Annotated in this window: 23 protein-coding genes; 17 read left to right on the forward strand and 6 right to left on the reverse strand. The window is 64.2% G+C overall.

The window, feature by feature from the left end; all coding sequences use genetic code 11:
* The first annotated feature begins 3 nt into the window (after nucleotides 1–3).
* The 5 genes from FQ746_RS01975 (at nucleotide 4) to FQ746_RS01995 (ending at nucleotide 5790) form a co-directional block, all read left to right on the forward strand.
* Entirely contained in the window at nucleotides 4–1191 is a 1188-nt protein-coding gene (locus tag FQ746_RS01975; RefSeq protein ID WP_144107023.1) for an electron transfer flavoprotein subunit alpha/FixB family protein, read from the forward strand.
* Nucleotides 1188–1955 carry an electron transfer flavoprotein subunit beta/FixA family protein gene (locus tag FQ746_RS01980; protein WP_144107025.1) on the forward strand — a complete coding sequence of 256 codons (768 nt, stop codon included), beginning with the start codon at nucleotides 1188–1190 and terminating at the stop codon, nucleotides 1953–1955. The genes FQ746_RS01975 and FQ746_RS01980 overlap by 4 nt, the downstream gene beginning before the upstream one ends.
* Nucleotides 1956–2028: 73 nt before the next feature.
* Entirely contained in the window at nucleotides 2029–3342 is a 1314-nt protein-coding gene (locus tag FQ746_RS01985) for an aromatic ring-hydroxylating oxygenase subunit alpha (protein WP_144107027.1), read from the forward strand.
* 51 nt (nucleotides 3343–3393) lie between these two features.
* Nucleotides 3394–4638 (forward strand): hybrid-cluster NAD(P)-dependent oxidoreductase, encoded by a 1245-nt coding sequence (locus tag FQ746_RS01990; protein ID WP_144107029.1) that lies wholly within the window; start codon nucleotides 3394–3396, stop codon nucleotides 4636–4638.
* Nucleotides 4639–4932: 294 nt separating this feature from the next.
* On the forward strand, nucleotides 4933–5790 hold the full coding sequence (locus tag FQ746_RS01995; protein ID WP_144107031.1) for a glycine betaine ABC transporter substrate-binding protein: 858 nt from the start codon (nucleotides 4933–4935) through the stop codon (nucleotides 5788–5790).
* 71 nt (nucleotides 5791–5861) lie between these two features.
* Here FQ746_RS01995 and purU read toward each other — a convergent pair whose 3' ends face one another.
* Nucleotides 5862–6737, reverse strand: a complete 876-nt coding sequence (gene purU, locus FQ746_RS02000) for a formyltetrahydrofolate deformylase (protein ID WP_144107033.1) — start codon at nucleotides 6735–6737, stop codon at nucleotides 5862–5864.
* Between the two features lie 237 nt (nucleotides 6738–6974).
* Here purU and FQ746_RS02005 point away from each other — a divergent pair, with 237 nt between their 5' ends.
* From FQ746_RS02005 to FQ746_RS02025, 5 genes are read left to right on the forward strand one after another with little or no spacing between them, the layout of a single operon-like run.
* Nucleotides 6975–8432, forward strand: a complete 1458-nt coding sequence (locus FQ746_RS02005; protein WP_144107035.1) for an MmgE/PrpD family protein — start codon at nucleotides 6975–6977, stop codon at nucleotides 8430–8432.
* A gap of 36 nt (nucleotides 8433–8468) precedes the next feature.
* Nucleotides 8469–9353 (forward strand): oxaloacetate decarboxylase, encoded by an 885-nt coding sequence (locus FQ746_RS02010; RefSeq protein WP_144107037.1) that lies wholly within the window; start codon nucleotides 8469–8471, stop codon nucleotides 9351–9353.
* Nucleotides 9354–9356: 3 nt separating this feature from the next.
* Nucleotides 9357–10772, forward strand: coding sequence for a 3-isopropylmalate dehydratase large subunit (leuC, locus tag FQ746_RS02015; protein ID WP_144107039.1), 1416 nt, complete (start codon nucleotides 9357–9359; stop codon nucleotides 10770–10772).
* A gap of 2 nt (nucleotides 10773–10774) precedes the next feature.
* Nucleotides 10775–11425 carry a 3-isopropylmalate dehydratase small subunit gene (gene leuD, locus FQ746_RS02020; protein WP_144107041.1) on the forward strand — a complete coding sequence of 217 codons (651 nt, stop codon included), beginning with the start codon at nucleotides 10775–10777 and terminating at the stop codon, nucleotides 11423–11425.
* 43 nt (nucleotides 11426–11468) lie between these two features.
* Nucleotides 11469–12947, forward strand: a complete 1479-nt coding sequence (locus FQ746_RS02025; protein WP_260853850.1) for an MFS transporter — start codon at nucleotides 11469–11471, stop codon at nucleotides 12945–12947.
* Nucleotides 12948–12977: 30 nt separating this feature from the next.
* Here FQ746_RS02025 and FQ746_RS02030 read toward each other — a convergent pair whose 3' ends face one another.
* The 3 genes from FQ746_RS02030 to FQ746_RS02040 form a co-directional block, all read right to left on the reverse strand.
* On the reverse strand, nucleotides 12978–13832 hold the full coding sequence (locus FQ746_RS02030) for a GntR family transcriptional regulator (protein ID WP_144107043.1): 855 nt from the start codon (nucleotides 13830–13832) through the stop codon (nucleotides 12978–12980).
* A 125-nt stretch (nucleotides 13833–13957) separates the two neighbouring features.
* A complete protein-coding gene (locus FQ746_RS02035; RefSeq protein ID WP_260853851.1) occupies nucleotides 13958–15253 on the reverse strand; it encodes an acyl-CoA dehydrogenase family protein in 1296 nt (431 codons plus the stop codon).
* A gap of 27 nt (nucleotides 15254–15280) precedes the next feature.
* Nucleotides 15281–15850, reverse strand: a complete 570-nt coding sequence (locus FQ746_RS02040) for a peroxidase-related enzyme (RefSeq protein WP_144107047.1) — start codon at nucleotides 15848–15850, stop codon at nucleotides 15281–15283.
* A 321-nt stretch (nucleotides 15851–16171) separates the two neighbouring features.
* Between FQ746_RS02040 and FQ746_RS02045 the strand changes: the two genes are divergently transcribed.
* From FQ746_RS02045 to ligK, 5 genes are all read left to right on the forward strand, one after another.
* Nucleotides 16172–17761 (forward strand): tetratricopeptide repeat protein, encoded by a 1590-nt coding sequence (locus FQ746_RS02045; protein ID WP_144107049.1) that lies wholly within the window; start codon nucleotides 16172–16174, stop codon nucleotides 17759–17761.
* A 164-nt stretch (nucleotides 17762–17925) separates the two neighbouring features.
* Entirely contained in the window at nucleotides 17926–18702 is a 777-nt protein-coding gene (locus tag FQ746_RS02050) for an IclR family transcriptional regulator (protein ID WP_144107051.1), read from the forward strand.
* A 95-nt stretch (nucleotides 18703–18797) separates the two neighbouring features.
* Nucleotides 18798–20114 carry an MFS transporter gene (locus tag FQ746_RS02055; protein WP_260853852.1) on the forward strand — a complete coding sequence of 439 codons (1317 nt, stop codon included), beginning with the start codon at nucleotides 18798–18800 and terminating at the stop codon, nucleotides 20112–20114.
* A 17-nt stretch (nucleotides 20115–20131) separates the two neighbouring features.
* Nucleotides 20132–21157 carry an amidohydrolase family protein gene (locus tag FQ746_RS02060; RefSeq protein WP_144107053.1) on the forward strand — a complete coding sequence of 342 codons (1026 nt, stop codon included), beginning with the start codon at nucleotides 20132–20134 and terminating at the stop codon, nucleotides 21155–21157.
* A 2-nt stretch (nucleotides 21158–21159) separates the two neighbouring features.
* Nucleotides 21160–21843 carry a 4-carboxy-4-hydroxy-2-oxoadipate aldolase/oxaloacetate decarboxylase gene (gene ligK / locus FQ746_RS02065; protein ID WP_144107055.1) on the forward strand — a complete coding sequence of 228 codons (684 nt, stop codon included), beginning with the start codon at nucleotides 21160–21162 and terminating at the stop codon, nucleotides 21841–21843.
* Between the two features lie 12 nt (nucleotides 21844–21855).
* Here ligK and FQ746_RS02070 read toward each other — a convergent pair whose 3' ends face one another.
* Entirely contained in the window at nucleotides 21856–22749 is an 894-nt protein-coding gene (locus FQ746_RS02070) for a LysR family transcriptional regulator (protein WP_144107057.1), read from the reverse strand.
* A gap of 97 nt (nucleotides 22750–22846) precedes the next feature.
* On the opposite strand from FQ746_RS02070, the gene FQ746_RS02075 reads away from it, so the two are divergent.
* A complete protein-coding gene (locus FQ746_RS02075; protein ID WP_144107059.1) occupies nucleotides 22847–23350 on the forward strand; it encodes a lactoylglutathione lyase family protein in 504 nt (167 codons plus the stop codon).
* 154 nt (nucleotides 23351–23504) lie between these two features.
* Nucleotides 23505–24605 carry an NADH:flavin oxidoreductase/NADH oxidase gene (locus tag FQ746_RS02080; protein ID WP_144107061.1) on the forward strand — a complete coding sequence of 367 codons (1101 nt, stop codon included), beginning with the start codon at nucleotides 23505–23507 and terminating at the stop codon, nucleotides 24603–24605.
* Nucleotides 24606–24695: 90 nt separating this feature from the next.
* Here the strand turns inward: FQ746_RS02080 and FQ746_RS02085 are convergent, their stop codons facing one another.
* Nucleotides 24696–26207: an MDR family MFS transporter gene (locus tag FQ746_RS02085; RefSeq protein WP_144107063.1), complete on the reverse strand. Its 1512-nt coding sequence runs from the start codon at nucleotides 26205–26207 to the stop codon at nucleotides 24696–24698.
* Between the last annotated feature and the right edge of the window lie 231 nt (nucleotides 26208–26438).

Here is a 26438-nt window from a genome sequence, read left to right on the forward strand (position 1 = left end):
GCGATGAACACGCTCAAACGAATCGATCCGCGCCGGCCCTTCACGATCACGGCGGACGGACTGCGGCGCATTACGCTCGGTGTCACGGGTGTAGCAGATACGGCGGCCTATAAAGAGGCGACCGGTCATCATCGCGAGCAGGCGAAGCCGCGCCGCACGACAGCGCAGCCTCGACGCGTGCTGCTGGTGGCCGCCCATCCGGATCGCGGCGCGCTTGACGAGCATGCACGCCAGACCCTCGCCGCCGCCGCGCTCCTCGCGGACGCGGCGACCGAGGTCGTGCTGCTGGCCTTCGGCGAATTCACTGCCGATGCCGCCGCGCTCGGCGCCGACAAGCTGATCGAGTTGCCGATGTTCGATCGCCGCCAGTTCGCGCCGTTCGACGAACTCAACGCGCTGACGGCCTGTATAGCCGCGTATGCGCCGGCCCATGTGTTCCTGCCCGACAATGCGACCGGCGACGGCGATCTCGGCCGGCGCTATGCCGCGGCCAGTCACGCGAGCGTTGCCACGCATGTGGTTGAAATCGACGCCGCTCATGTCGCCAGTTATATCCGCACGAATACAGCGTTCGCGGTACGCGCGCTGCCGGACGTGGTGCTGCTCGCGCCGCATGCGGTCGATCCCAGGCTGCCGTTCGTCGGCGCGGGCGAGCGGGTGATGTGGCGCTTCGACGGCACGGCGTCCGGGTTACCAGCGCTAAACGCGCCTGAAAACCGGGTGCGCGATCTCGGCATCGAGGAGATCGACGCCGCCGAGATCGCGCTCGAAGAAGCGGATTTCATCGTGTCGGCAGGGAACGGCGTGAGCGACGTGGCTGCATTCGAGTCGCTGGCGGCGACGCTGGGCGCGGCGATCGGCGCGAGTCGCGTAGCGGTGGACGACGGCAGATTCAGCCGCGACAAACAGATCGGCGCCACGGGCAAGACGGTGGAGGCGAGCGTCTATATCGCGTTCGGTATCTCCGGCGCGGTCCAGCATTTGCAGGGCATCAAGGATTGCCGCCACGTGATTGCAGTGAATCTCGATGCGAGCGCACCCATCGCCAAACGCGCGAATCTGACGGTGATCGGCGATGCGCGCGAAACCATCGTCGCGCTCGATGAAGCAGCGGCTGCCGCCAGAAGTGCGCGCGGCACAGGTGCCGCGCTGTTGAAAACGCCGGCCGCCGCCGAAGGAGTCGCCGCATGAAAATCGCCGTACTGGTCTCCGTGGGACGACATCCGGTCAGCGGCACCGCGCGCTACAGCCGCAACGACGCGGCGGCACTGACGATAGCGCTGTCGCTCGCGAAAGCCCACCATGCGTCGCTCGATGTATTGCATGCGGGCGATGCGTCGAACCCCGCGCTCAAGGAGTATCTCGCGCTGGGAGCGCGTGTGGTCGAAGTGCTGGAAGCGCCTGCTACTTCCGATACGGCCGCGTTATTGGCGACCCGGCTCACCGGCTACGACCTCGTGCTATCCGGCACGCGCGCGGAAGGCGCATTCGACACCGGCATGCTGCCGTACCAGGTGGCCGCCGCGCTCGATATGCCGCTCGTCGGCGCCGCAGTCGATCTGAACGTGCGCAACGGTGTGGCCGAGGTTCGCCAGTTCATGCCGAAGGGTTTGCGCCGGCGTGTCGAAGTGAGCTTGCCGGCATTGATCGCCGTGCATCCGCTCGCCAATGCGACACCGGCCTATGCGTACGCGCGTCTGCGCGAAGGGACGATCGAGCCGATCGCCACGCAAGCGCGACCGGAAAACGATGAGCACCTTGCATGGACCACACGCGCCGCGACCGCCAAACCGCTGCGTCTGGCGGCTGCCGAAAAGCGCTCGGGCCACGCTCGCATGCTCTCGGCCACCACGACGGAAAGCCGCGGCGGCAGCGTCGTAATTGAAGGGAGTTCCGTCGAAAAAGCACAAGTGATTCTGGCGTATTTGCGCGAGCATCAACTCGTGGATTACTGATTCCCGGTTCGGGCCAGCACGCGACCAGGAGGGCCTGGCGCGGCGCCAGACGTGACATGCAACGGAGCACACAATGAAAGTCTCGGCAGACGTTCGCGCAATGATCGAACGCCGCAAAAAGAATCACACGCTGGAAGCGCCGTTCTATACGAGTGAAGCCATTTTCGCGCTGGATCTGGACGCGATCTTCCGGCAGCACTGGATTCAGGTCGCCGTGGAACCGGACGTGCCGGAGCCGGGCGATTACATCACCGTGGAAATCGGCCACGACTCCATCCTGATCGTGCGTGACGACGACATGCAGGTACGCGCGTTTCATAACGTCTGCCGCCATCGCGGTGCGCGTTTGTGCAATGCCGAGAAGGGCTCGCTCGGCAATATCGTCTGCCCGTATCACAGCTGGACCTATAACCTGAACGGCGACCTGATGTTCGCCGAACATATGGGCGAGCAGTTCGACCGCTGCAAACACAGCCTGAAAGCCGTGCACGTGCAGAACCTCGCCGGACTCATATTCATTTGCCTCGCCGACACGCCGCCGGCCGATTTCGATGTCGTGCGTGCCGCGATGGAACCGTATCTGCTGCCGCACGATCTGGCCAACTGCAAGATCGCGGCATCGATCGACCTCGTGGAAGACGGCAACTGGAAACTCACGATGGAGAACAATCGCGAGTGCTATCACTGCGTGGCGAATCACCCCGAGTTGACAATCTCGCTCTATGAATACGGTTTCGGTTATCAGCGCACGCCCGATAACGAAGCGGGTATGGCCGCATTCGAAGCCACCGTCGCGCGTCGTACCGCGCAATGGGAAGCGATGAAGCTGCCTTCGGCGGAGATCGAGCGGCTCGCCGATCTGGTAACGGGTTTTCGCACGCAACGTCTGCCGCTCGATCGGGACGGTGAATCACAAACTCTCGATGCCAAGGTCGCATCGAAAAAGCTGCTCGGCGGTTTCGAGCAGGCTGACCTGGGCGGCCTGTCGTTCTGGACCCAGCCCAATTCGTGGCATCACTTCATGAGCGACCATATCGTCAGTTTTTCAGTGATCCCGTTGTCGGCGGGCAAAACGCTGGTGCGCACCAAATGGCTGGTTCATAAGGATGCACGCGAGGGCATCGACTACGACGTCAACAACCTGACGGCAGTCTGGCGCGCGACCAACGACCAGGACCGAGCGCTCGTCGAGTACTCGCAGCGCGGCGCGAGCAGCAGCGCGTATGAGCCGGGACCGTATTCGCCATTCACCGAAGGCCTCGTGGAAAAGTTCTGCGAGTGGTATATCGCGCGTCTGGACCATTACAGCCATGCGCCCGAAGCGAACGATGCCGGTGGCAACGCGACCGCTACGCATGGCGAAAAAGTCGTCTCTTTCATGCGCTAGCCGCGACAGTAATTACAAGCCACCAGAAGCCACCAGAAGCCGGAGAATTCAATGATGCGCGATCAGGCGACGTTGCAGGCCAGCCCCTCGCCGACCAGCCGTGTGACACAGCCGCAGTTCTGGGACGCACTGCCGCGCCGCTGGAATAGCGACACCGACGACACGTTGATCTGTGCGCAGGTCCGTCATGAAACGCACGATGTCAAAAGCTTTATCTTTCGCGCGCCAGGCGAGCGGGCTTTCGTCTTCGAGCCGGGACAGTTCATTACCCTGGAACTGGAGATAGACGGCGAAGCGGTGAACCGCTGTTACACGATCTCCTCGCCGCCGACGCGCCCGCATAGCATCGCCATTACCGTGAAGCGGGTGCCCGGCGGAAAGGTGTCGAACTGGCTGCACGACCACCTGCAGGTCGGCGGCGAGGTACGCGTGCTGGGGCCGTCGGGCGAGTTCACCTGTGCGCGGCATCCGGCGCGCAAACTGCTGTTTCTGTCGGCGGGCTCGGGTATTACGCCGCTAATGTCCATGAGCCGCGCGCATCACGAACTCGGCGAAGACAGCGATATCGTGTTCGTGCACAGCGCGCGAACGCCCGACGACATTATCTTCGCGCGCGAACTCGATCTGATCGCATCGAACCAGACGGGTTTTCGCACCGCATTCGTGTGCGAACGAGTCGGTGCACGCACCAACTGGCATGGCGTGACGGGGTTTCTGAGTCTGCCTCTTCTCAAACTCATCGCACCGGACTTTCTCGAACGCGAGATTTTCACCTGTGGCCCTGCGCCGTATATGCAGGCGGTGCGCCAGTTACTGGACGAAGGCGGTTTCGACCGCACGCATTATCACGAGGAAAGCTTTTCGTTCGAGACGGTCAGCGAAGTCGCGGCGCAATTGACGACCGCGCATGTCGCCGACGCGTTGCAGGCTACGGCGACCTTGCTCGCGCCGGAGGCCGCCGCACAGAGTTTTATCGACACCCGCGAACAGGCGGCGGGTTTCGCGCCCGCACCGATTAGCGAACCGGTGCAAACCTCGTTCAAGGTGAGCTTCGCCCGAAGCAACCGCGAAATCGAATGTGGCAGCGGCCAGCATGTGCTGGATGCGGCGAAGAAAGCCGGCTTGCGTCTGCCCGCGTCGTGCACGCAGGGCATGTGCGGTACGTGCAAGGTCAAGCTGGTCTCCGGAGAAGTAGCGATGAAACACGCGGGCGGAATTCGTCAGCGTGAGATCGATCAGGGTATGGTGCTGCTTTGCTGCAGCAAGCCGCTGACCGACCTCGTCGTGGATAAGTAAGAAGGAAGCAGGGCAGCAGGTCGGCGGTACACGAACGCACGAACACACGAACACACGAACGCACGAACGCACGAACGCACGAACGCACGAACGCACGAACGCACGAACGCACGAACGCACGAACGCACGAACGCACGAACGCACGAACGCACGAACGCACGAACGCACGAACACACGAACGCACGAAGTCGCGTGCGGACAACTGGATGTCGTAAAACAACGCTAAGCGGCAATTCTGGCTGGCGATTCTAAATGCTCATTACACGGCTCTGTACGGCGAACGGGAGAATAACGGTGAGACTGATCCAAAAGATTCTGGTGTTGAGCGCAATGAGCGCTGCGTTGGCGGCAACGAGCGCGAGCGTGTCGGCCGATACGAAACCGACTATCAAGATCGGCTACGTGGAAGGCTGGGACGACAGCGTCGCGACCTCGAACGTCGCGGCACGCGTGATCGAGAAACGTCTCGGTTATCAGGTGCAACTCGTGCCGGTCGCGGCAGGCGTGATGTGGCAGGGCGTGGCGCGCGGCGACCTCGACGCGACGCTGTCCGCGTGGCTGCCGGTCACGCACGGCGCTTACTGGAACAACTTCAAGGACAAGGTCGTCGATCTCGGTCCGAACTTCAACGACGCGAAGATCGGCCTGATCGTGCCGGAAAATGCGGACGTGACGACGATTGGCGATCTGGAAGCGAAGAAGGCCGAGTTCGGCGGCCGGATCGTCGGGATCGATGCGGGCGCCGGTGTGATGCAGAAGACCAGCGAAGCCATCAAGGCCTACAAGCTCGACTACAACCTGATGCCGAGTTCGGGCAGCGCGATGACTGCGGAACTGGCGCGTTCGGAATCGGCGAGCAAGCCGATTATCGTGACCGGCTGGAAACCGCACTGGATGTTCGCGAAGTACAAGCTCAAATTCCTCGACGATCCGCAGAAAGTATTCGGCGAATCGGAGCACGTGGATAACGTGGCAAACCCCGACCTCGAGAAGAAAGCGCCGACCGTGGCCGCTTTCCTGAAGAAATTCCAGTGGAAGCCGGGCGAGATCGACAGCGTGATGCTGGCGACGCAAGGCGGCGAGAAGCCGACCGCCGCCGCCGATGCATGGATCAGCGCGCATGGCGACCGGGTGGATAGCTGGGTGAAGTAACCGCGCACGAGCAGGTCATCGAACAAAGAACGCCGCTTATCGAAAAGCGGCGTTTCTTTTTGCTTCAGGCTTTATTGCAGCACGACGGTCCGGTCACCGTTGATAAACACCCGGCGTTCGATAAACGCCTTCACCGCACGCGCCAGCGTGATGCATTCGACGTCGCGGCCGGTGGCCAGCAAGCGGTCCGGACTGTACGAATGATCGACCCGTTCCACCACCTGCTCGATGATCGGACCTTCGTCCAGATCGTCCGTCACGAAATGCGCGGTCGCGCCAATCGACTTCACGCCGCGCGCATGCGCCTGGTGATACGGCTTCGCGCCTTTGAATCCCGGCAAAAACGAATGATGGATATTGATCGCGCGTGCGGCGAGCGCGCGACTCGTCTCGCCTGACAGAATCTGCATGTAGCGCGCGAGAATCATCAACTCCGCACCGGAGCTTTCGAACAGGTCGAGTAGCCGCGCTTCCTGTTGCGGTTTGGTCTCCGCGGAAATCGGCAGATGATGAAACGGCAGCCCGTGCTGCGCGGCCAACGGTTCGAGATCGCGATGATTCGAGCCGATCCCGACAATATCCATTTTCAGTTCGCCCATACGCCAGCGGAACAGCAGATCCGCGAGACAGTGCTCGAGTTTCGACACCATGATCAAGACCTTCGGGCGGGTCGCGACGTCGTGCATTGCCCAGGTCATGCGAAAACGTTCGGCAATCGGTTCGAACTCGCGCCGCAACGTGTCGACCTGCGGCATGTCGTTTTCCGGCACGGCGTGAAAGACGCAGCGGACGAAGAAGCGTTCGCTGAGTTCGTCGTCGAACACGGTCAACTCGTCGATATAACAGTGGTGCCGGTCGAGGAAGCCGACGACGGCGGCGACCTGGCCGGCTGCGCTCGGACACGCGACGGTCAGCACCCGTTGATCGGGACGGGAATCGGCGGACATGTGCTCTCCATATGAACGATAAGACGCTGCAGCGGGGCGCAGCAGGCATTCATGCAGTAGAGCAAACCAGCATGGGATGCGGCTAGAAGTTAAACGCCTTCGCAGTGGAATGGGAGCGTCAGACCTAATTCGACGAAAGCACCGATGGGTGTAAACCCCGTAGACCGTCGCGCGATATTGGTTGTTATACTCTTATAACAATATCGCCGACGCTCAATTATTCGGGATGGACTGATCATGGCTTCTTCGACACCAAACGCCAGCGCCGCCCCGCTGGCCTCAGGTCCCACCGATCCACACGGGCCGACCGGCCAGCTCGCCACATGGCTTGCCCGCGTTCAGCTCGACGACATCCCGCAAGCCGCGCTTGAACGCGGCAAATATCTCACGCTGGATGGGCTCGGCTGCGCGCTGGTCGGCGCGCAACTGCCGTGGTCGCGCAAGGCGGTCGAACTGGTGTGCGCGCTGGAAGGCAGCGGCGAATCGAGTCTGATCGGCTGGGGCCGCAAAACCACGCCGTCGGCCGCGGCCTTGTTGAACGGCACCTTCATTCAGGGCTTCGAACTCGACGACTTTCATCCGCTCGCGCCGCTGCATGCGGCGTCGGTCGTGCTGCCTTCGCTGTTCGCCAGCGCCGGCCTGCTGGGCCATGTCAGCGGCGCACGCTTCCTGCTCGCCGCGATGTGCGGTTACGAAGTCGGACCGCGGGTCGGGCTCGCGTTGCACGGCTCGCAAATGCTGTCGCGCGGCTGGCACTCGGGCGCCGTGTTCGGTACGCACGCGAGCGCCGCGGCCGCCGGCAAGCTGCACGAACTGAACGCAGGCGCCTTCGAAGACGCGCTCGGACTCGCCGGCACGCAATCGGGCGGACTGATGGCGGCGCAGTTCGAAGCGATGTCCAAGCGCATGCATCACGGCTTCGCGTCGCGTAGCGGTCTGTATGCGGCAGTGCTCGCAGCAGGCGGCTATACCGGCATCAAACGCGTTTTCGAGCGCGACTACGGCGGCTTTTTGTCGACCTTCGGCGAGGGCCATGCGCCCGACGCGAGCCAGGTGTCGTCGGAACTCGGCGAGCGCTGGGAAACGCCGCGCTACGTCATCAAGCAATACTCGGCGATGGGGGCCTTGCTCGCGCCCATTGGCGCGGTGCTCGACGTCAGGGCGCGGCGCGGCATCACCGCGGCCGATATCGTGAAGATCGACCTGGAGTGCGCGAGCGCGGCGTTCCATCACGGCGGCTGGCAGGCCGAGCGGCCGCTCACGCCGATCGGCGCGCAGATGAATATGGCGTACGCCGTCGCGGTGGCCGCGCTCGACGGCGCGGCGCTGATCAAACAGTTCAGCCCGGAACGGATCGACGCCGACGACGTGTGGGACTTCATGCAAAAAATTACGGTCCGGCACGACGAGGCCTTCGATTCCGAAGGACCGCTCGCGCGTGGCGCGGTACGCATCCGCTTCACGTTCAGGGACGGTTCAGGCGAGGAATTGCTGCTGCGTCATCCGCAAGGACAGCCGCTCGTGCAGGTGTCGAACGAGGGAATTCTCGACAAGTTCCGCACGCTGACCTGCAACGTGATCGACGCGAAGCGCCAGCGGCGCATCGAAGAACTGGTGCTCGGACTCGAGCGGCTCGCCGACGTGCAGGAACTGATCGACGCATTGGCGCCACCCGTCGCCGACGCGCTTGCCTGACACGCATCCGCGATTCCACGCACAAGGAGAGAACGCATGACTGCTGCAGCCACCCTGCGAGCCTTGCTCGCCCAACCCGACATCGTGATCGCCCCCGGCGCGTACGACGGCTTTACTGCGCGACTCGTGGAGCGTGCCGGCTTTCCTGCGGTCTACATGACCGGCGCGGGCACCTCGGCGCGATACGGTTTGCCCGACTACGGGCTATTGACCATGACGGAGATGGTCGGCAATGCGACAACGCTCGCGGACGCCGTGAGCATCCCGGTGATCGCCGATGCCGATACTGGCTACGGCACCGAACTGAACGTGGTGCGCACGGTCCGTCATTACGAACGCAGTGGGGCTGCCGCGATTCATATCGAGGACCAGGTGGCGCCGAAGCGCTGCGGGCATCTCGAGGGCAAGGAGATCGTCTCGCGCGAAGAGTTCGTGGCGAAGATCCGTGCGGCGGTGTTCGCGCGTCGCGATCCGGATTTCCTGATCATCGCGCGCACCGATTCGCGCGCGGTGAGGGATCTCGACGAAGCGATCGCGCGGGCGAACCTGGCGCTGGAGGCAGGCGCCGACATGGCTTTCGTCGAAGCGGTGCAGTCGCTCGACGAACTTGCTGCCGTGCCGCAACGTGTGCACGGCCCCTGTCTGCTGAACGTGGTGCGTGGCGGCAAGACACCGAACATCGACCTGCGCACGGCCAACGAACTGGGCTACCGTCTCGCGATTCTGCCGAGCCTGCTGATCGGCGAGATTGCCGACGCGTGCATGCGCGCGCTGGGTCAGTTGAAGGCGACCGGTCAACCGCCGGCGCTCGCCGATGGGCCCACGCTGCAGGAGCGCTTCCGGCAATTGGGCGCAAGCGAGTGGGACGACATGCGCACGCGCTTTCGCTCCGCGACGCTTCAGACTGCCGGGTCGGAGTGAACGATGAAAGGCCAGAACACGACCGCCAGAACGCTGTTCGACAAGATCTGGGACACGCACGTGGTCGCGGACCTGGGCGAGGGCTGGGCGCTGCTGCATATCGACCGCCATCTGCTGCACGATCTGTCCGGCACCGCGGGCTTATACGAACTGGCGCAGCGCAAGCTGCCGGTGCGTAATCCCGAACTCGCTTTTGCGACCCCCGATCATGCCGTGTCGAGCGCGCCGGGCCGCACCGGCGACACCTTCGCGGGCGGCGCGCGGCTCTATCACGGTCTGCGGCAACTGGCGTCCAAAGCGCAGATCAGACTGTTCGATCTCGGGCAGCCCGGGCAAGGCATCGTTCACGTGATGGCGCCGGAGCTGGGCATCGTGCAGCCGGGCAGCACGCTGATTTGCGGCGACAGCCACACCTGTACGAACGGCGGGCTGGGCGCGCTCGCGTTTGGTGTCGGCTCGTCGGAGGTGGCCCATGCACTCGCGACGCAAACGCTCCTGCAGCAGCGGCCGAAAACCTTACGCCTCTGGTTCGACGGGACGCTCGCGCGCGGCGTCAGTGCGAAGGACCTGATCCTGCATGTCATCGGCAAGCTCGGGGCCGATGCCGGCACGGGCTACGCGGTCGAATATGCGGGCCCCGCGATCCGTGCGCTCGACATCGAAGCGCGCTTGACGCTCTGCAATCTGTCGATCGAACTGGGCGCGAAGATCGGCATGATCGCGCCCGACGAAAAAACCATCGACTGGCTCGAAGGCCGCGCTTACGCGCCGTCCGGTGCCGACCTGCAAGCGGCGCGCGCGTACTGGCGCTCGCTGCCCTCCGACGACGGCGCCCGCTTCGATCGCGAAGCGCGCTTCGACGTGAGCGGGATCGCACCGACCCTCACCTGGGGCACCAGCCCCGAACACACGATGGCGGTGGACGGCATCGTCCCGAATCCCGCGGATGCGCCCGACGCGATGCGGCAGGAAGCGTGGCAACGCGCGCTCGACTACATGGGGCTGACGCCGGGCGCGGCGCTGATCGGCACGCCCGTGGATTGGGTGTTCATCGGCTCGTGCACGAACTCGCGGCTGCCGGACTTGCGGGTGGCGGCGAGCATCGTGCAGGGCCGCAGGGTTGCGGCCCACGTGACCGCGTGGGTCGTGCCCGGATCGGAGACCATCAAACGCGAAGCGGAAGCCGAAGGGCTGGACCGTATTTTCATCGAGGCCGGCTTCGCGTGGCGCGAGCCCGGTTGCAGCATGTGCGTGGCGGCCAACGGCGAGCAGATTCCGCCGAAGGCCCGTGCCGTGTCCACGTCGAACCGGAACTTCGTCGGCCGCCAGGGGCCGGGCGCGCGCACGCATCTGGCCAGTCCCGCGATGGCCGCCGCCGCGGCAATCGCGGGCGCCATCGTCGATATCAGGAGTCTGTAGCCATGGAAAAAGTCTCGCTCATCGACGGGCCGGCCGCGCCCTTGCTGCGCGCGAACGTCGATACCGATCTCATCATCCGCATCGAGCGGCTGACGTCGACGCCGCGCAGCGAACTCGGCCCTTATGCATTCGAAGCGCTGCGCTATCGCGACGACGGCAGCGAAGAGCCGTCGTTCGTGCTGAACCGGCCGCCGTTTCGCGGTGCGCCGATCCTGCTGGCAGGCGCGAATTTCGGCTGCGGGTCCTCGCGCGAGGGCGCGGTGTCCGCGTTGTGGGGCATGGGCATTCGCTGTGTGATTGCGGAGAGCTTCGGCGATATTTTCCGCAACAACTGTTTTCAGAACGGCTTGCTGCCGGTTCGCCTGCCGGCCGACGCAGTGCGTTTGCTCGGCGACGAATGCAGCGACGGCGCGTCGATGTCGATAGACCTGGCGCAGCAGATCGTTCGCTCACCGGGCGGTCGCGAATTCCCATTCGAGATCGAAGCACTGCGGCGCGATGCGCTGTTGCGCGGCCTCGATGAAATTGCCCAGACCCTGCTGCGCGAGCCGGAGATTGCAGCGTGGCAGCAGCGTGACCGCTTGCAGCGGCCCTGGCTGTGGAACGTGTCGGCGTCGGCGGCGAGGCCAACGGCCACGAGCGAATCCGTCTGAACCGCTACCGCGCCTTTGCATAAAACAGAAGAAGGAGACAGGCATGTCATCGTCCAATGACGCGATGGGTCATGCGCCGCCGGCCGTCGCTGCGCAACAGGCGCGTGCGCGTGCCGCGGCGAGTCAGGCCGTGCTGATCGGTGCGCGACTCGATCGTCTGCCGGTCGGTAAAACGATCTGGCTGCTGGTGGTGCTGATTTCACTCGGCGGTTTCTTCGAGTTCTACGAGCTGTTCTCGACCGCTTATATCGCGCCGGGCATCGTGCGCTCGGGCGTACTGTCGGCGACCACGCAGGGCTTCTTCAGCATGAACGGTATCGCCGCGTTCATTGCGGCGGCGTTCGCCGGACTATTGGTCGGCACGCTGCTGTTCGGCTCGATTGCCGACCGGTTCGGGCGCCGCCCGGTGTTCACCTTCGCGTTGCTCTGGTACACGCTGTCCGCGGCGATCATGGCGTTCCAGAGCACGCCGCCCGGCCTGAACTTCTGGCGCTTCATGGTAGGCATCGGGCTAGGCGTCGAACTGGTGACTATCGACAGCTATGTCAGCGAACTCGTGCCCAAGCACTTTCGCGGCCGCGCCTTTGCGCTGAACCAGGTGGTCACGTATCTCGCGGTTCCCGCGATAGCGTGTCTGGCGTGGCAACTGGTGCCGCTCGCGCCGCTGGGTCTGGACGGCTGGCGTTGGGTCGTGCTGATCGGTTCGGTGGGCGCGGTGTGCATCTGGGCGATCCGCCGGCGCATTCCGGAGAGCCCGCGCTGGCTCGCCGAAAACGGTCAGAGCGAGCGCGCCGAGGCGGTGATGAGCGCGCTCGAACAGCGGATCGAGCGGGAAAGCGGCCGCCCTTTGCCTGCCCCCGAGGTCGATGTGGAAGTGCCGTCATTGGGTGCCGGCAGCGGTGAACGAGGGCAGTTCAGCGAGATATTCCGGCCCGCGTACCTGCCGCGAACGGTGATGCTGAGTCTGTTCCACGTCTTCCAGACCGTCGGGCTCTACGGCTTTTCGAACTGGGTGCCGACGTTTCTGATGAAGCAGGGCTTCGAGGTGACCACGAGTCTCGCCTACACGATCGGCATTACGCTCGTGATGCCATGCGGCCCGTTGCTGGCGATGTCGTATGGCGATCGTTTCGAGCGCAAATGGCAGATGGTCGCGTCCGCGTTGCTGGTGGCGCTTGCCGGTTTGTGTTTTGCGCAGGCGCGCAGCGCGGTCGGCATCGTCGTGACCGGGGCGCTGGTGACCTTGGGCGCCACGACGCTCTCGTATAACTTTCACGCGTACCAGTCGGAGCTTTATCCCACCCGAGTCCGCGCGCGGGCGGTCGGTTTCGTCTACTCGTGGAGCCGGTTGTCCGGCATCTTCAGCGGCTTTCTCGTGTCGTATGCATTGAGCCGTGCCGGTGTGCCGGGTGCGCTGATGCTGATAGCCGGATGCATGGGGATGGTCGCGCTGGTGATTGCATTGCTCGGCCCCGCGACGAAGGGCAAGTCGCTGGAGTCGCTGGAGTCACTCACGCGTTGAGCCCGTGCACGGTGCCGGGCGGCGCTTCGATCAGGCGCGGCGGTTGGCGGTCGAGGGGCTCTTGCGAGCGGGTTTCTTCGTCTCGTTCACCTCGTGCGGCACGTCGTGAATGACCTGGCCCGTGCGCAACGTGTCGATGGAGTCGACCGTCATATCGGTCACGATGCGGCTGCGTTCCGGCGATACCGTGATGGTCAGGCGCTGCACCGGTTGGCGGTCGGTGTCGTAGACGAGGCGCGTGGTGCGCAGAAGCGGCATGCCGACTTCGGTGCCGAACCAGACCGCGTAAGTCGGGTCCGCGGCTACCGCGGTGATCTCCTGAATGACGCGGCCGAACTCGATGCCCTGACTCATCAGGATTTCGAAAAGTGCGCGCTTTTTCAGGCTCGCCGCAGTGACGGCTTTGCTGTAGCGGCCGGGCACCCACGCGTCGGACACCATCACCGTTTCGCCGCCGCGTTTGCGCAGCCGTACGGCATGCACCGCCTCACCATCGGCCTCGAGTTGCAACTGGGCGGCGATAGGCGCGGGCGGTGTGACGAGTTCGACCTGGATGACTTCGACCTGAGTCTCGTCGGCGGCTTTTTGCAGCGACTCGACGAAGCCGAGCGTCGCCGCCTGACGCGGTACCGGCAGATCGCCGCGCACGAAGGTGCCGAGCCCCTGACGGCGTTGTACGAAACCTTGCGCTTCGAGATCGGCGAGCGCGCGTCGTGCGGTAATGCGCGATACCGCGAAGTACGTGCACAGGTCTTCTTCGCGCGGAATCATGCTGCCTGCCGGATAGGCTCCCGTGACGATGCGCTCGCGCAGCACGACGAACATCTGGCGATGCAGCGAGGTGCCGCGCGTTCGGGCGAGCGTGGGAGCAGTCGAGTCGGACATCGTTGGGACCAGTAGCGTAGGACGGAAGGGCGACGAGGCGCGCAGAAGAATAGATGACACGGGCGCGACCTCAAAACCGGATGATGATATACCGTCATAGCAATAGTCTCAATGCTGCCGCAGGCTCACACGGTGCCCAGTATGCCGAGCCAGGCCTGCCCGATCACTTCGTGTGACGCATCGGCGTTAGGCGGATGAAACGCGCCGGCCCGCACGTCGCGATACAGCCGCTCCAGTTCCGCGCGTTTGGACAGCGCACCCGCGCCGGCAATCTGCAGCGACAGGTCGACCACGCGCACCGCGCCATCCACGGCGTGCTGCTTCGCGGCGAGCAGCCGCGCGATCCAGGGCTCGTCGGCGGGATAACCGGCCCACCAGCGATCCGCGACACGTTCGAGCAACGCTTCGATGCTGTCGAGTTCGATCGCGGCCTCGGCGACGGTCTTCTGCGTGAACGGCTTGTACGCGTAGCTTCGGCCCTGCAGCAGCGCGGACGAACGGCTCTTCGCCGAAACGAGCGCGAGATCGAATGCGCGCTTCGCCACACCGAAATACACGGCCGCGAGACCGGGCAGGACGGCGCCGAGAATGCCGTCGACGAACGGGTCGTTGGGCACGCCCGCCGGCAGCACGCGGATCACGCGATCGGCGGTCGCGACCACGCCTTCGAGCAAGGTGTCGTCGCTTTGCGTCGCGCGCAGGCCGAGCGTGTCCCAGGTTTTCACCGTGCGATGTCCCGGCGCGTCGCGTCGAATGAACGCATGCACGATCTTCGGATGATCCGGGTCCGAATCGTCTTTTCCATGCACGCCGAGCCAGTCCCACGCGGGCGCGAGCGAGGTGAAGATCTTGCGGCCCTCGAAGCGGTAGCTGCCGTCCCCGAGCGGTGTCGCCTTCACGAACGAATGCGCAAGCCCGAGGTCGTTGCCCGGCTCGCCGTGACCGGCCGCGAATACTTTGCCGGCGGCGGCTTCGCTGAGAATCCATCTGGCCGAATCATCGCCGTGTCGCAACAGATGCAGCGCCGCGCCAATCCAGTATTGATGCATGTTCAACGCGAGCGCAGTGGCGGGCGCGCGGCTCGCGAGCCGCACCTGTTCGCGGATCAGTTCGGGCAGCGTCAGACCCAGGCCGCCCAGTTCGACCGGCACGCTGGCGCGCAGAAAACCGGCCTGCTTGAGTTCGTCGAGGTCTTCGGCGAAGAAACGGTTCTCCTGGTCGTACGACGCGGCGCGCAAGCCGATGCGTTCGAGCAGGTCGTCGGATAAAAGCGCTTTGCTTGCTTGCCGCGAGGAGCGGTCGTGCGCCGCGGGGTGTGTCGATGCATGCGTCGATTCATGCGCCGCGTCATGCGGCGCTGTCGCGGGCGGGGCGAAATCGGCCAGACGCAAAGACGTGTCGTACTCCAAGGCTGTGCTCACCATTCGGGTCTCCTGTGCAGCGTCGGGTCAGGCGAAATACCGGTCGTCGGGCAACACGCCGGTACTGATGAAAATGCGATTGGTGTGGTTGAACCACGACGCGGTTTCCACCGCTTCCAGAATCGCCGGTTCGGACAGGCCTTCGCGACGCAGCCGCTCGAAGTCCGCGTGATCGACGCTGCGCGGGTTCTGCGTCACCTTGAGCGCAAGGTCGGCGAGTGCCTGCTCGCGTGAAGTCAGCGATGCGAAGTGAAGGTCGGTCGCGACGCGGCGTGCTTTCGCGTGGTCGTCGAGCGCCGCGCCGAGCGCGTGCGTGTGATGCAGCGCGCACAGACCGCAGCCGTTGGCGGTGGAGACGACCACGGCGATCAGCTCACGTTCGGCGAGCGGCAAGGTGCTGCCGGTCGCGCTGAACAATTGCTCGAAGTAACGGACGAAACGGCGCGCCGTGTCCGGATTCAGCGACAGCGCGCGAATCCAGTTGTCGCCACCGTGTGCTTCGACCAGCTTGCTGATATCGTCCGGCAGCGACTCGGGATCGGCCGCGCCGAGTCTGGAAATAGGTGCTTCTGTTCGACTGTCGAGAACTACTGTCATATCGACGCTCCTGGTAGAGTCCGTTGCACAACGAGGCGGATGCAGTCGATAGTGGTGGCAGTTGCGCGCGTACGCCAATAACGATTTGGCATTTGCAAAGCGGTGCGGATGCAATGCGGGTGCAATGCGGGTGCAATGCGAATGCAATGCGGCGCGATCGGCAAAAGAGCGATGCAATCGCAGGCTTGGGATCTGCGCGAGCATGGCCTGAGCGATTCGAACAGACGGACTGCTATGCTCGCGGCACCGAGTTCATGCAAGCCGACGCGGCATCCCGCGAAACGCGCGCATGAAAAAAAGCTCTCAACGCGCTAATCCGACATGAGTTCATTGCCTGCTGGCGAACCCGACCAGAAATTCACCGACGCGCTCGCGAAAGTGAAACCGCTCCTCGCGATGCAACCGCCGTTGCCGCGCGAGCAACTGGCCGAAGCATTGCAACTCGCGGCGGTGAGTTCGCTCGGTTTGGGTCGGCTCGACGATGCGCAGTCGTACTGGCGCCGCGCGATCGAAACGAACCCCGCCTTCGTGGACGCGTACCTCAACCTCGGCAAACTGCTGAAAGGACTCGACCGGCTCCCCGACCTCGAGCAGTTGTACCGGCAACTGCTGGCCGTGCACCCCGATTTCGCGGATGCCCACAATCACCTCGGTTCGGCACTGCAGGATCAGGGGCGTCCCGCCGAAGCGGAAGCGTCGTACCGCCGGGCGGCGACATTGAGCCCCGAACGCGCGGAGTTCCATTACAACCTGGGCGTCGTGCTGCGACCGCTCGGCCGCTGGGACGAAGCAGCCGAGGCCTATCGACGCGCCGTCGCAACGAGCCCCGACTTCGTCATCGCTCATAGCAACCTTGGCAATGTACTGAAAGAACTCGGACGCTTGCCGGAAGCGGAGACGGCCTACCGTCAGGCGCTTGCCATCCGTCCCGGCTATCCCGTTGCGAAGTTTGCGTTGGCGTTATTGCTCATTAGCGTGGGGCGCTTCGACGAAGGCTGGCGACTCTACGAAGGGCGTCACGACGACCCGACTTCGCCGCAATACACAACGCAGCAGGTGTTGCGCCGACCCCATTGGCAAGGGCAACCACTGGCGGGCAAGAAACTGCTGGTGTGGCAGGAAGGCGGACTGGGCGACGCCATTCATTTCGGCCGCTATTTTCCGATGCTCAAGGCCTTGGGCCCCATCGAAATAGCGTTTGCCTGCAGCGCGACGCTGCATCGACTGTTCGACACGGTCGAGGGCGTCGACGTCGTGTTGAGTCACGAAGCGGGCCTCACCGCGGCCGCGCAATACGATTACTGGCTGAGCCCTTTGAGTGCGCCGCTTCATCTGGGCACGACGCTCGACAACATTCCTCTGCCGGTACAGTTCAAATTGGCGCGCCCCTGGTTGGAATCATGGGGCGCGTATCTTGCCGCGCTTCCTCCCGGTCCGAAAATCGGCCTCGTCTGGAAAGGCAACCCGAAACACCATAACGATGCCCATCGGTCTCTACCAGCATTGGCGATGCTGGCGCCGCTCTGGCGCATCCCCGACGCCAACCTGAATTTCGTCAGTCTGCAAAAAGGCGCGGGCGAGGACGAAGCGCGAACGCCGCCCCCCGATCAGCCTTTATTGCATCTGGGTACCGATGTCGCCGATCTGGCCGACAGTGCGGCGATCGTCGCGCAACTCGATCTGGTGATCTGCGTGGACACGTCGCTGGCGCATCTGGCCGCCTCGGCCGGCACGCCGTGCTGGGTGTTGCTGCCACCCGAAGACGTCGACTGGCGCTGGATGCACGAGCGAACCGACAGCCCGTGGTATCCGCAAACGGTGCGGCTGTTCCGCCAGCCTTTGAACGGAAAATGGCGCGACCTCATCGAACGGGTTCGCGAGGCCTTGGCCGCGCGATTCACTCCCCGCTAGCGCTTCGTTCAGCGCCCGATTCCCTTTTAATCCCCCCGCATTTCTCAATCGGCGAGATGGCGTCGACACGTCCGTTGCATTGACACGTCCAACGCCACAGGACTACCATCGTCCCATCTGACGCAAATGAGTTCTATCAGATAGAACAACCGGAGACTTTCATCATGGCCCGAAACAGCGAGACTGCGCGCCAGCCGCAGGGCGTGACACCCAGCGGCATCGACGTGCTCGATCGTGCAGCGGCAATTCTGTTCGCGTTTCGCCGCGACGACGAACCCCTGACGCTGACCGAGCTGTCCGAGCGCACCGGCCTTTACAAAAGCACGCTGTCGCGGCTCGCGCAGGCGCTGTGTCATCACCATCTGCTCATCAGACTGAGCGACGGCCGTTACTGGGTCGGCTCGTCCGCGCTGCATCTGAGCGCGGTCTACGAGGCCGGCTTCGATCTGCGCGACATCCTGTTGCCGGCCATGAAGGAACTGAGCGCCGAGTCTGGCGAGGCCGTCTCGTTCCATGTGCGCGAACACGACCATCGTGTGTGTCTGTATCGCATCGCGTCGCGCCATTCGATTCGTGCGGAAGTGCATCAGGGCGACGTGCAGCCGCTCGAACGCGGCGCGGGCGGCCGGGTGCTGCTGGCGTTTTCCGGCGAGCCCGGCGAGCCCTACGACACGGTGCGCCGCCACTACGTGTACTTATCCATCGGCGAACGCGATCCAGAAACCGCGGGCATTTCCGCGCCGGTGTTCGGCGTGGGGCAGGAGCTGATCGGCGCGCTCGGCATCGTGGGACCGGCCGCGCGCATGGGCATGAACGAGATGGAAAGTTACCGGCCGCGGCTTCTGCAGTTCGCCGCGCGCGCCACTACGGCATTAGGCGGCGACGCCGCGCCGCTGTTGCAGGCTGCGCTCGAAGCAGGACCGGCACGCCGGGCCGCATGAAGCCGCGCGTGGCGGCCACGGGTTATTAAATCGTCGTCATCGATATCAACGAGAGACAAGCTATCCCGTCGAGGGAAGCAGGAGGAAACAGCATCATGTTCAAGTGGTATTCCGATTTGACGAAGTCCGAGAAGCGCACCTACTGGGCGTGCTTCAGCGGTTGGGGACTCGACGCGATGGACACGCAGATGTACGCGCTGGCCATCCCCACGCTCATCGCGCTATGGGGTATGACGCGCGGCCAGGCCGGCGTGCTCGGCACGACGGTGCTGATCATGGCGTCGCTGGGCGGCTGGATCGCCGGCATTCTCGCGGACCGGTATGGCCGCGTGCGCATCTTGCAGATCACCATTCTGTGGTTCTCCGCGTTCACGCTGCTTTCCGCATTCACGGATTCGTTCTGGCAGTTGATGGTGACGCGCGGTCTCCAAGGACTCGGCTTCGGCGGCGAGTGGGCGGTGGGCGCGGTGCTGATCAGCGAGACCATTCGCCCGCAGGTGCGCGGTCGCGCGGTGGGGTCGCTGCAGGCGGGCTGGGCGATCGGCTATGCGGTGGCGGTGCTGCTCTCCACGCTGCTCTTCAATACGCTCGAACCGGCGATTGCGTGGCGCGTGCTGTTCGCCATCGGCCTGCTGCCGACCCTGCTGGTGCTGTGGATTCGCCGTCATATCGAAGAAGCGCCGATGTTCGCGCAGAACCTGCGTGAACACGCCGCGGAACGCCCGAGCATCTGGGCCGTGTTCGACCGGCCGATCCGCGCGACGACCTTCAAGGCGATCCTGCTGACCTTCGGCATCTACGGCGGCAACTACGTGATGATCACGTGGCTGCCCGCGTATCTGAAACTGGTGCTGCATCTGTCCATCACCAATGTCGGCGGTTATCTGGCGATCAATATTCTCGGCTCGTTCGCGGGCGCTTTCCTGAACGGCTGGATGGCGGACCGCTTCGGCCGGCGCCGCACGTTCGTGGTGATCGCGTGTCTGCAGGCGGTCGCGGTGGCCACGTACACGCTTGCCCCCATCACGCTGCCGGTCACGCTGGTGCTCGGCTTCGTGCTCGGTACGCTGCAATCGGGCACGGCTGCGGGCACCGGCGCGTATATCGCCGAACTGTTCCCCACCCGCATCCGGGCGTCGGCGCAAGGCTTGTGCGGCAACGCGGGCCGGGCGATCGGCGCCGTGATGCCGGCGATGGTCGGCGTGCTCAGCGCGAAGTTCGAACTCGGCGCGGCGATGGGATTGTGCGCGTGCGTGTCGTATCTGCTGGTCGTGATCGCCGCATTGATGCTGCCCGAAACGCGCGGCAAGGACCTCGCGACGGAATCCACGGCGGCGCCGGCCGACCCCGCAGGCAGCGCAGCGAACACCCACTCGAAGACGGGCGAGCGTCACGCCCAGGAAGTCCGCTAGGCAATCAGGAAAAAACCATGATCATCGATATTCACGGTCACTACACGACTGCACCGAAAGCGCTGGAAGACTGGCGCAACCGTCAGATCGCCGCACTCGGCAACCCGGCCGCGCAGCCGAAAGTCTCGGAGCTGAAAATCAGCGACGACGAACTGCGCGAGTCGATCGAGACCAACCAGTTGCGGCTGATGCGGGAACGCGGTCTCGACCTGACCATCTTCAGCCCGCGCGCGAGCTTCATGGCGCATCACATCGGCGACTTCGAGGTATCGAACACGTGGGCGGGTATCTGCAACGAACTCTGCTACCGCGTGAGCCAGTTGTTCCCCGAGCATTTCGTGCCGGCGGCGATGCTGCCGCAAAGCCCCGGTGTGGACATCGCCACCTGTGTTCCCGAACTGGTCAGGTGCGTGGAGCAGTACGGCAACGTGGCGATCAACCTGAATCCCGACCCATCGGGCGGCCACTGGACCAGTGCGCCGCTGTCGGATCGCGCGTGGTATCCCATCTACGAGAAGATGGTCGAATACGACATTCCCGCGATGATCCACGTCAGCACGAGTTGCAACGCGTGCTTTCACACCACCGGCGCGCATTACCTGAACGCGGATACGACGGCCTTCATGCAATGCCTGACGTCCGACCTGTTCCGCGATTTCCCGACGCTGCGTTTCGTGATTCCGCACGGCGGCGGCGCGGTGCCGTATCACTGGGGCCGCTTCCGCGGTCTCGCGCAGGAGATGAAGAAGCCGCTGCTGAAAGACCATCTGCTGAACAACATCTTCTTCGACACCTGCGTGTATCACCAGCCCGGCATCGACCTGCTGACCAAGGTGATCCCCGTGGACAACATTCTGTTCGCGAGCGAAATGATCGGCGCGGTGCGCGGTATCGATCCCGAAACCGGCTATTACTTCGACGACACCAGGCGCTACGTCGAAGCCGCGGACATGAACCCGGACCAGCGCGTCAAGATTTACGAAGGCAACGCGCGGCGCGTGTATCCCCGTCTCGACGCCGCGCTCAAGACACAAGGACGTTGATCATGACCGAACTCGGAGTGGTGTATCGCAACATCTCACGCGCGGACAGCCGCGTCGCGGACGGCCTCGGCGCGCTCGGCAGCGCGACCGTGCATGAAGCGATGGGACGCACGGGACTGCTCAAGCCGTACATGCGGCCCATCTATACCGGCGCGCACGCGTGGGGCACGGCGGTGACGGTGCTGCTGCATCCCGGCGACAACTGGATGATGCATGTGGCCGCCGAACAGATTCAGCCCGGCGACGTGGTGGTCGCCGCCATCACGGCCGATTGCACGGACGGCTATTTCGGCGATCTGCTGGCGACCAGTTTCAAGGCGCGCGGCGCCCGCGCACTGATTATCGACGCGGGCGTGCGCGACGTGAGCGTGCTGACCGAGATGGGCTTCCCGGTGTGGAGCAAGGCGATTTCGGCGAAAGGCACGATCAAGGCGACGCTCGGTTCGGTGAACATTCCGGTGGTGTGCGCAGGCGCGCTGGTGAACCCGGGCGATGTGGTCGTCGCCGATCAGGACGGCGTCGCGGTGGTGCCGTCGGCGCAGGCGTTGGCGACGCTCGAGAAGGCCACCGCGCGCGAGGCGCTCGAGGCGAAGAAACGCGACATGCTCGCGTCCGGCGTGCTGGGGCTCGATATGTACAAGATGCGCGAGCCGTTGGCGCAAGCCGGGCTGCGCTATATCGATTGACACGCGAAGGCGTCAGCTTTTTGCCGACGCCGACGCCGACCCGATCCGCTCGCGCAGTAGCTCGACCGCCTGCGCGGCGCATACCGACAGCGGCCACTCGGCGCGATGGATCAGCCAGAGCGTATCCACTACCGGCGCGCCGCACTCGACTACCTGAATCGCGTCCTGCCGGGCGAACGCCTGACGGGCATAGCGCGGAATGACGGTAAAGCCGAGACCGCGCGCGACCGGTTCCAGGATCAGGCCGACCTGGTTGCTGAAGCCTTGGCGCGGCAAGGTGTTGAAACCCGGATTGCCGGGAAAGCGCCGGCTCAGTAGCCGATACGCCATCGCCGGCCCGTCCGGGTGATCGATGAAACCGAGCCGCACCAGGTCTTCCCATTCGTGGACGTTCTCACGCGCCGGCGCGACCAGTTCCAGCGGTTCCTCCGCGAACTGGGTGGCCGTGAGCCGTGGATCGTCCGGCTTCAACGTGACCAGACCCAGTTCGTACTGGTTCTGCAGAACGGCCGCGAGCACTTCCGGGTCCGGCGCGAAGCGATGCCGCACGACCCAGCCGGGGTTCTCTTCCTGCAAGCCGAGCAACAACGGATAGAGCGCAAGCCCGATGCTGCCGGGACTGATCAGGCTGACTTCGCCGCGCGCTTCGTCCTCGCCTGTCAGACGCGAACGCAGCCGCCGGTCGGCGGAATCCATCTCGGTGCAGTAATCGAGCAGAACCTTGCCCGCCGGCGTGACTTCCAGCCGACGCGGCCGGCGGATGACCAGCAATCCGAGTTCGCTTTCCAGATGGCGCAGATGCTGGCTGACGGCCGCTTGCGTCAGTTCCAGACGCTCGGCCGCGCGCGTGAAGTTGCCGACTTCGACCAGCGTGACGAACGTGCGAAGCCATTGCGGATTAAGCATAAAAATAATTTATCGAAACGATTACCGGGGCGTGGTTTTAATTATAGTGTGACGGCGATAAGCTCGTTGGATTCCAAAATCCATAGGAGCCTGCGCCATGCTCACGCCTTATCCCCGTTCTTTCTCTCATATTGGCCTGTCGGTGACCGACCTCGACGGCGCCGTCAAGTTTTACACCGAGGTCATGGGCTGGTATCTGATCATGCCGCCTACCACCATCACCGAAGACACCAGCGCGATCGGCGTGATGTGCACGGACGTGTTCGGCGCAGGCTGGGGCTCGTTCCGCATCGCGCATCTGTCGACGGGCGACCGCGTCGGCGTCGAGATCTTCGAATTTCCGAATGCGCAGAAGCCGGAAAACAATTTCGAGTACTGGAAGACCAGCGTGTTTCACTTCTGCGTGCAGGACCCGGACGTGGAAGGCCTGGCCGCGAAAATCGTCGCCGCGGGCGGCAAGCAACGCATGCCGGTGCGCGAGTACTTCCCCGGCGAAAAGCCGTATCGCATGGTCTATATGGAAGACCCGTTCGGCAACATTCTCGAGATCTACAGCCATAGCTACGAACTGACGTACGCGGCGGGCGCCTATCAGCAGTGAGCATTCGACGATGACAACGCCGTGCCGGTGCGCCAATAGCGGTTTGCTGGGCCGGCGGCGCGGTTAGCCAGTACCTGGTACAGTTCGCCATCGCGGATGCATCACCAGACAACGAATCTCACTGCGAATTTCACGGAATAACCTGGAAATCTTTATGTCAGCTTTGTTCACCCCGTTTCAACTCAAAGACGTCAGCCTGCGCAACCGCATTGCCGTGCCGCCGATGTGCCAATACAGCGCCGTCGACGGCCTGACCAACGACTGGCACGCCACGCACTACAGCAGCATCGCGCGCGGCGGCACGGGCCTCGTGATCGTCGAAGCCACCGCGGTGTCGCCCGAAGGCCGCATCACGCCGGGCTGCACCGGCTTGTGGAACGACGCGCAGGCCGAAGGCATGGCGCGCATTGCCGCGTCGATCAAGGCAGCGGGCGCGGTGCCCGGCATCCAGATCGGCCATGCGGGCCGCAAGGCCAGCGCCAATCTGCCGTGGGAAGGCGACGACCATATCGCCGAGGGCGATCCGCGCGGCTGGGAAACGCTGTCGCCGTCCGCGGTGGCATTCGGCGCGAATCTGCCGAAGGTGCCCAAGGCGATGACGCTCGACGATATCGCACGCGTGAAAGCCGACTTCGTGGCCGCGGCGCGTCGTGCCCGCGACGCCGGCTTCGAGTGGCTCGAACTGCACTTCGCGCATGGCTATCTTGCGCAAAGCTTCTTCTCGGTTCACGCGAACCTGCGTGACGACCAGTACGGCGGCGATGCCGCGGGCCGCAGCCGCTTCCTGCTCGAAACGCTGGCCGCCGTGCGTGAAGTGTGGCCGGAGAATCTGCCGCTGACCGCGCGGTTCGGCGTGATCGAATACGACGGTCGCGACGAACAGACCTTGCAGGAAGCAATCGAACTGACGCGCGGAATGCGCCGCGGCGGTCTGGACATGCTGAGCGTGAGCGTCGGCTTCTCGACGCCCAAGTCGAACATTCCGTGGGGTCCGGCGTTTCTCGCGCCCATCGCCGAACGCGTGCGCCGCGAAGCGGAATTGCCGGTGTCGTCGGCGTGGGGCATCGACTCGCCGCCTATCGCCAACCGCACGGTTGCCGAGCAGCAACTCGATCTGGTGATGGTGGGTCGCGCGCATCTGTCGAACCCGCATTGGCCGTATTACGCTGCGCGTCAACTGAAGGTGGAGCGTCCGTCGTGGGTGCTGCCCGCACCGTACGCCCATTGGCTGGAACGCTACGCCGTAGCCGAATAGGCGTCACGACCGGTCCATGAAAACAGGCGCCCTGCGAGCCATCGTCACGATGGTTCGCAGGGCGTTTTTCTTTATCGACGTTCAACCCGGTCAGTTCTGCTCCGCGGCAAAACCCTGTCCGCTGCGATCCGCGCGCGCAAGATGGAGCGCCAGCAGGAAACCCACGAACATCACGATGCCGCCCGCGATCAGGCTCGCGCCGATCGCGCTGCGATACGCTTCGATCAGGTCGGACCGCTGCGTCGCCGACAACTGCGCAACGGTGCCGGCACCTTGCGCGAGCAGTCCTTCGACATTCACGCCGCTTGGCATGCCGCCGAGTTGCCGGCCGAGCACGAAGGTCATGATGCCGCCCGAAAACGCCACGCCGAGCGAGCCGCCGAGCGAGCGCACGAACGACATGGTGGCGGTCGCCGCGCCGATCGCCGAGGCCGGCACCGAGTTCTGCACGATGACGGTGGCGTTGGGCATGCCGATTCCCATGCCCGCGCCGAGCAGTGCCATCGTCAACAGAAACCAGGGGACGCCCGCGCCCAGATGTGCGAAGGTCGCGAGCGCGGCTAGTCCTGCGCATTCGAGCAGCGTGCCGAGCGCGAGGAGGCTGGCGAAGCGCCGGGTCCGCGTCGATATCTGCCCGCCGACGATCGACGACACCAGCATGGTCAGCACTTGCGGCAACATCATCAGGCCGGCCTGCTGCGGGGTTTGACCGAGCACCAGCTGGAAGTACAGCGGCACGAAAACGAGCGAGCCCATCATCGCGAAGGCCATCGTGCCGGACGCGGTCACGCAGATCGCGTAGGCGCGAATCGTCAGCAGCCGGAAGTCGATGATCGGTTCGGCTGCGCGTTTCTCGACCCGGTACAGCAGGCCGAACGACAGCACCACCAGCACCGCGAGGCTCACAGCCAGCGGCAGGTCGCGGGCGAGCGTGTGCTCGTTGGTATTGAGCATCAGCAGCAGGGCGCTGGTGCCGACACTGACGAGCGCCGCGCCCGTGTAGTCGATCCGGTGTCGACCGCCGCGCGGCAGGCCGGGGAGACTCGCCATTACGATCGCGAGCGACAGCAGACCGACCGGCACGTTGACGTAGAAAATCCAGCGCCACGAGAAATGCGTGGTGATGAAGCCGCCCAGTAGCGGACCCGCGACGCTGCTGACCGCGAAGGCGCCGGTGAACAGCCCTTGGTAGCGACCGCGTTCACCGGGACTGACGATGCTGCCTATCACTGTTTGCGACAGCGTGATGAGCCCGCCGGCGCCGAGCCCCTGAAGACCGCGAAACACGATCAGTTGCAGCATCGAATGCGCAGCGCCGCATAAGCCCGACGCCACCAGAAAGACGATGACGCTCGCCGCGAAGAACGGCTTGCGGCCATACATATCGGAGAGCTTGCCGTACAGCGGAGCGCTGATGGTCGAGGTCAGCATGAAGGCGGTCACGACCCAGGTCATGCGGCTCAACCCGCCGAGATCGCTGGAGATGACGGGCAGCGCCGTCGATACGATGCTTTGATCGAGCGCACCGAGCACCATCGCGAGGATGAGGCCGGTGAAGATCAGATAACGGCGGGAAGCGGAGGGCAGGACAGGTGGGCTCATGAAGAATCGAATGGCGGGCGTTGTGGCGAAATGACGGAGCGTTGCAACTGCCGGTGGGACGCAATGGCTGTACCCGGCGTGCGTGTCGGGGCCGGGTTTTTCCTGACGCGATCTTACGCGAGCGCTTTGACAAGGCGCCGTTGCGCGCGCAACATCACTCGCACCCGACGGGCTACGCGCCGCTACGGCCTGTCATCGGGAACACATAAGAAACAGAACATCGCGGGAAAA

Origin of the sequence: Paraburkholderia sp. BCC1886 (genome assembly GCF_900996245.1) — a bacterium.
GTDB lineage: Bacteria > Pseudomonadota > Gammaproteobacteria > Burkholderiales > Burkholderiaceae > Paraburkholderia.

What these genes read in the sequence shown, in the direction of transcription:
- FQ746_RS01975 (WP_144107023.1), top strand. Translation starts at nt 4, where the DNA reads ATGAACACGCTCAAACGAATCGATCCGCGCCGGCCCTTCACGATCACG.
- FQ746_RS01980 (WP_144107025.1), top strand. Translation starts at nt 1,188, where the DNA reads ATGAAAATCGCCGTACTGGTCTCCGTGGGACGACATCCGGTCAGCGGC.
- FQ746_RS01985 (WP_144107027.1), top strand. Translation starts at nt 2,029, where the DNA reads ATGAAAGTCTCGGCAGACGTTCGCGCAATGATCGAACGCCGCAAAAAG.
- FQ746_RS01990 (WP_144107029.1), top strand. Translation starts at nt 3,394, where the DNA reads ATGATGCGCGATCAGGCGACGTTGCAGGCCAGCCCCTCGCCGACCAGC.
- purU (WP_144107033.1), bottom strand. Translation starts at nt 6,737, where the DNA reads ATGTCCGCCGATTCCCGTCCCGATCAACGGGTGCTGACCGTCGCGTGT.
- FQ746_RS02005 (WP_144107035.1), top strand. Translation starts at nt 6,975, where the DNA reads ATGGCTTCTTCGACACCAAACGCCAGCGCCGCCCCGCTGGCCTCAGGT.
- FQ746_RS02010 (WP_144107037.1), top strand. Translation starts at nt 8,469, where the DNA reads ATGACTGCTGCAGCCACCCTGCGAGCCTTGCTCGCCCAACCCGACATC.
- leuC (WP_144107039.1), top strand. Translation starts at nt 9,357, where the DNA reads ATGAAAGGCCAGAACACGACCGCCAGAACGCTGTTCGACAAGATCTGG.
- leuD (WP_144107041.1), top strand. Translation starts at nt 10,775, where the DNA reads ATGGAAAAAGTCTCGCTCATCGACGGGCCGGCCGCGCCCTTGCTGCGC.
- FQ746_RS02025 (WP_260853850.1), top strand. Translation starts at nt 11,469, where the DNA reads ATGTCATCGTCCAATGACGCGATGGGTCATGCGCCGCCGGCCGTCGCT.
- FQ746_RS02030 (WP_144107043.1), bottom strand. Translation starts at nt 13,832, where the DNA reads ATGTCCGACTCGACTGCTCCCACGCTCGCCCGAACGCGCGGCACCTCG.
- FQ746_RS02040 (WP_144107047.1), bottom strand. Translation starts at nt 15,850, where the DNA reads ATGACAGTAGTTCTCGACAGTCGAACAGAAGCACCTATTTCCAGACTC.
- FQ746_RS02045 (WP_144107049.1), top strand. Translation starts at nt 16,172, where the DNA reads ATGAGTTCATTGCCTGCTGGCGAACCCGACCAGAAATTCACCGACGCG.
- FQ746_RS02050 (WP_144107051.1), top strand. Translation starts at nt 17,926, where the DNA reads ATGGCCCGAAACAGCGAGACTGCGCGCCAGCCGCAGGGCGTGACACCC.
- FQ746_RS02055 (WP_260853852.1), top strand. Translation starts at nt 18,798, where the DNA reads ATGTTCAAGTGGTATTCCGATTTGACGAAGTCCGAGAAGCGCACCTAC.
- FQ746_RS02060 (WP_144107053.1), top strand. Translation starts at nt 20,132, where the DNA reads ATGATCATCGATATTCACGGTCACTACACGACTGCACCGAAAGCGCTG.
- ligK (WP_144107055.1), top strand. Translation starts at nt 21,160, where the DNA reads ATGACCGAACTCGGAGTGGTGTATCGCAACATCTCACGCGCGGACAGC.
- FQ746_RS02070 (WP_144107057.1), bottom strand. Translation starts at nt 22,749, where the DNA reads ATGCTTAATCCGCAATGGCTTCGCACGTTCGTCACGCTGGTCGAAGTC.
- FQ746_RS02075 (WP_144107059.1), top strand. Translation starts at nt 22,847, where the DNA reads ATGCTCACGCCTTATCCCCGTTCTTTCTCTCATATTGGCCTGTCGGTG.
- FQ746_RS02080 (WP_144107061.1), top strand. Translation starts at nt 23,505, where the DNA reads ATGTCAGCTTTGTTCACCCCGTTTCAACTCAAAGACGTCAGCCTGCGC.
- FQ746_RS02085 (WP_144107063.1), bottom strand. Translation starts at nt 26,207, where the DNA reads ATGAGCCCACCTGTCCTGCCCTCCGCTTCCCGCCGTTATCTGATCTTC.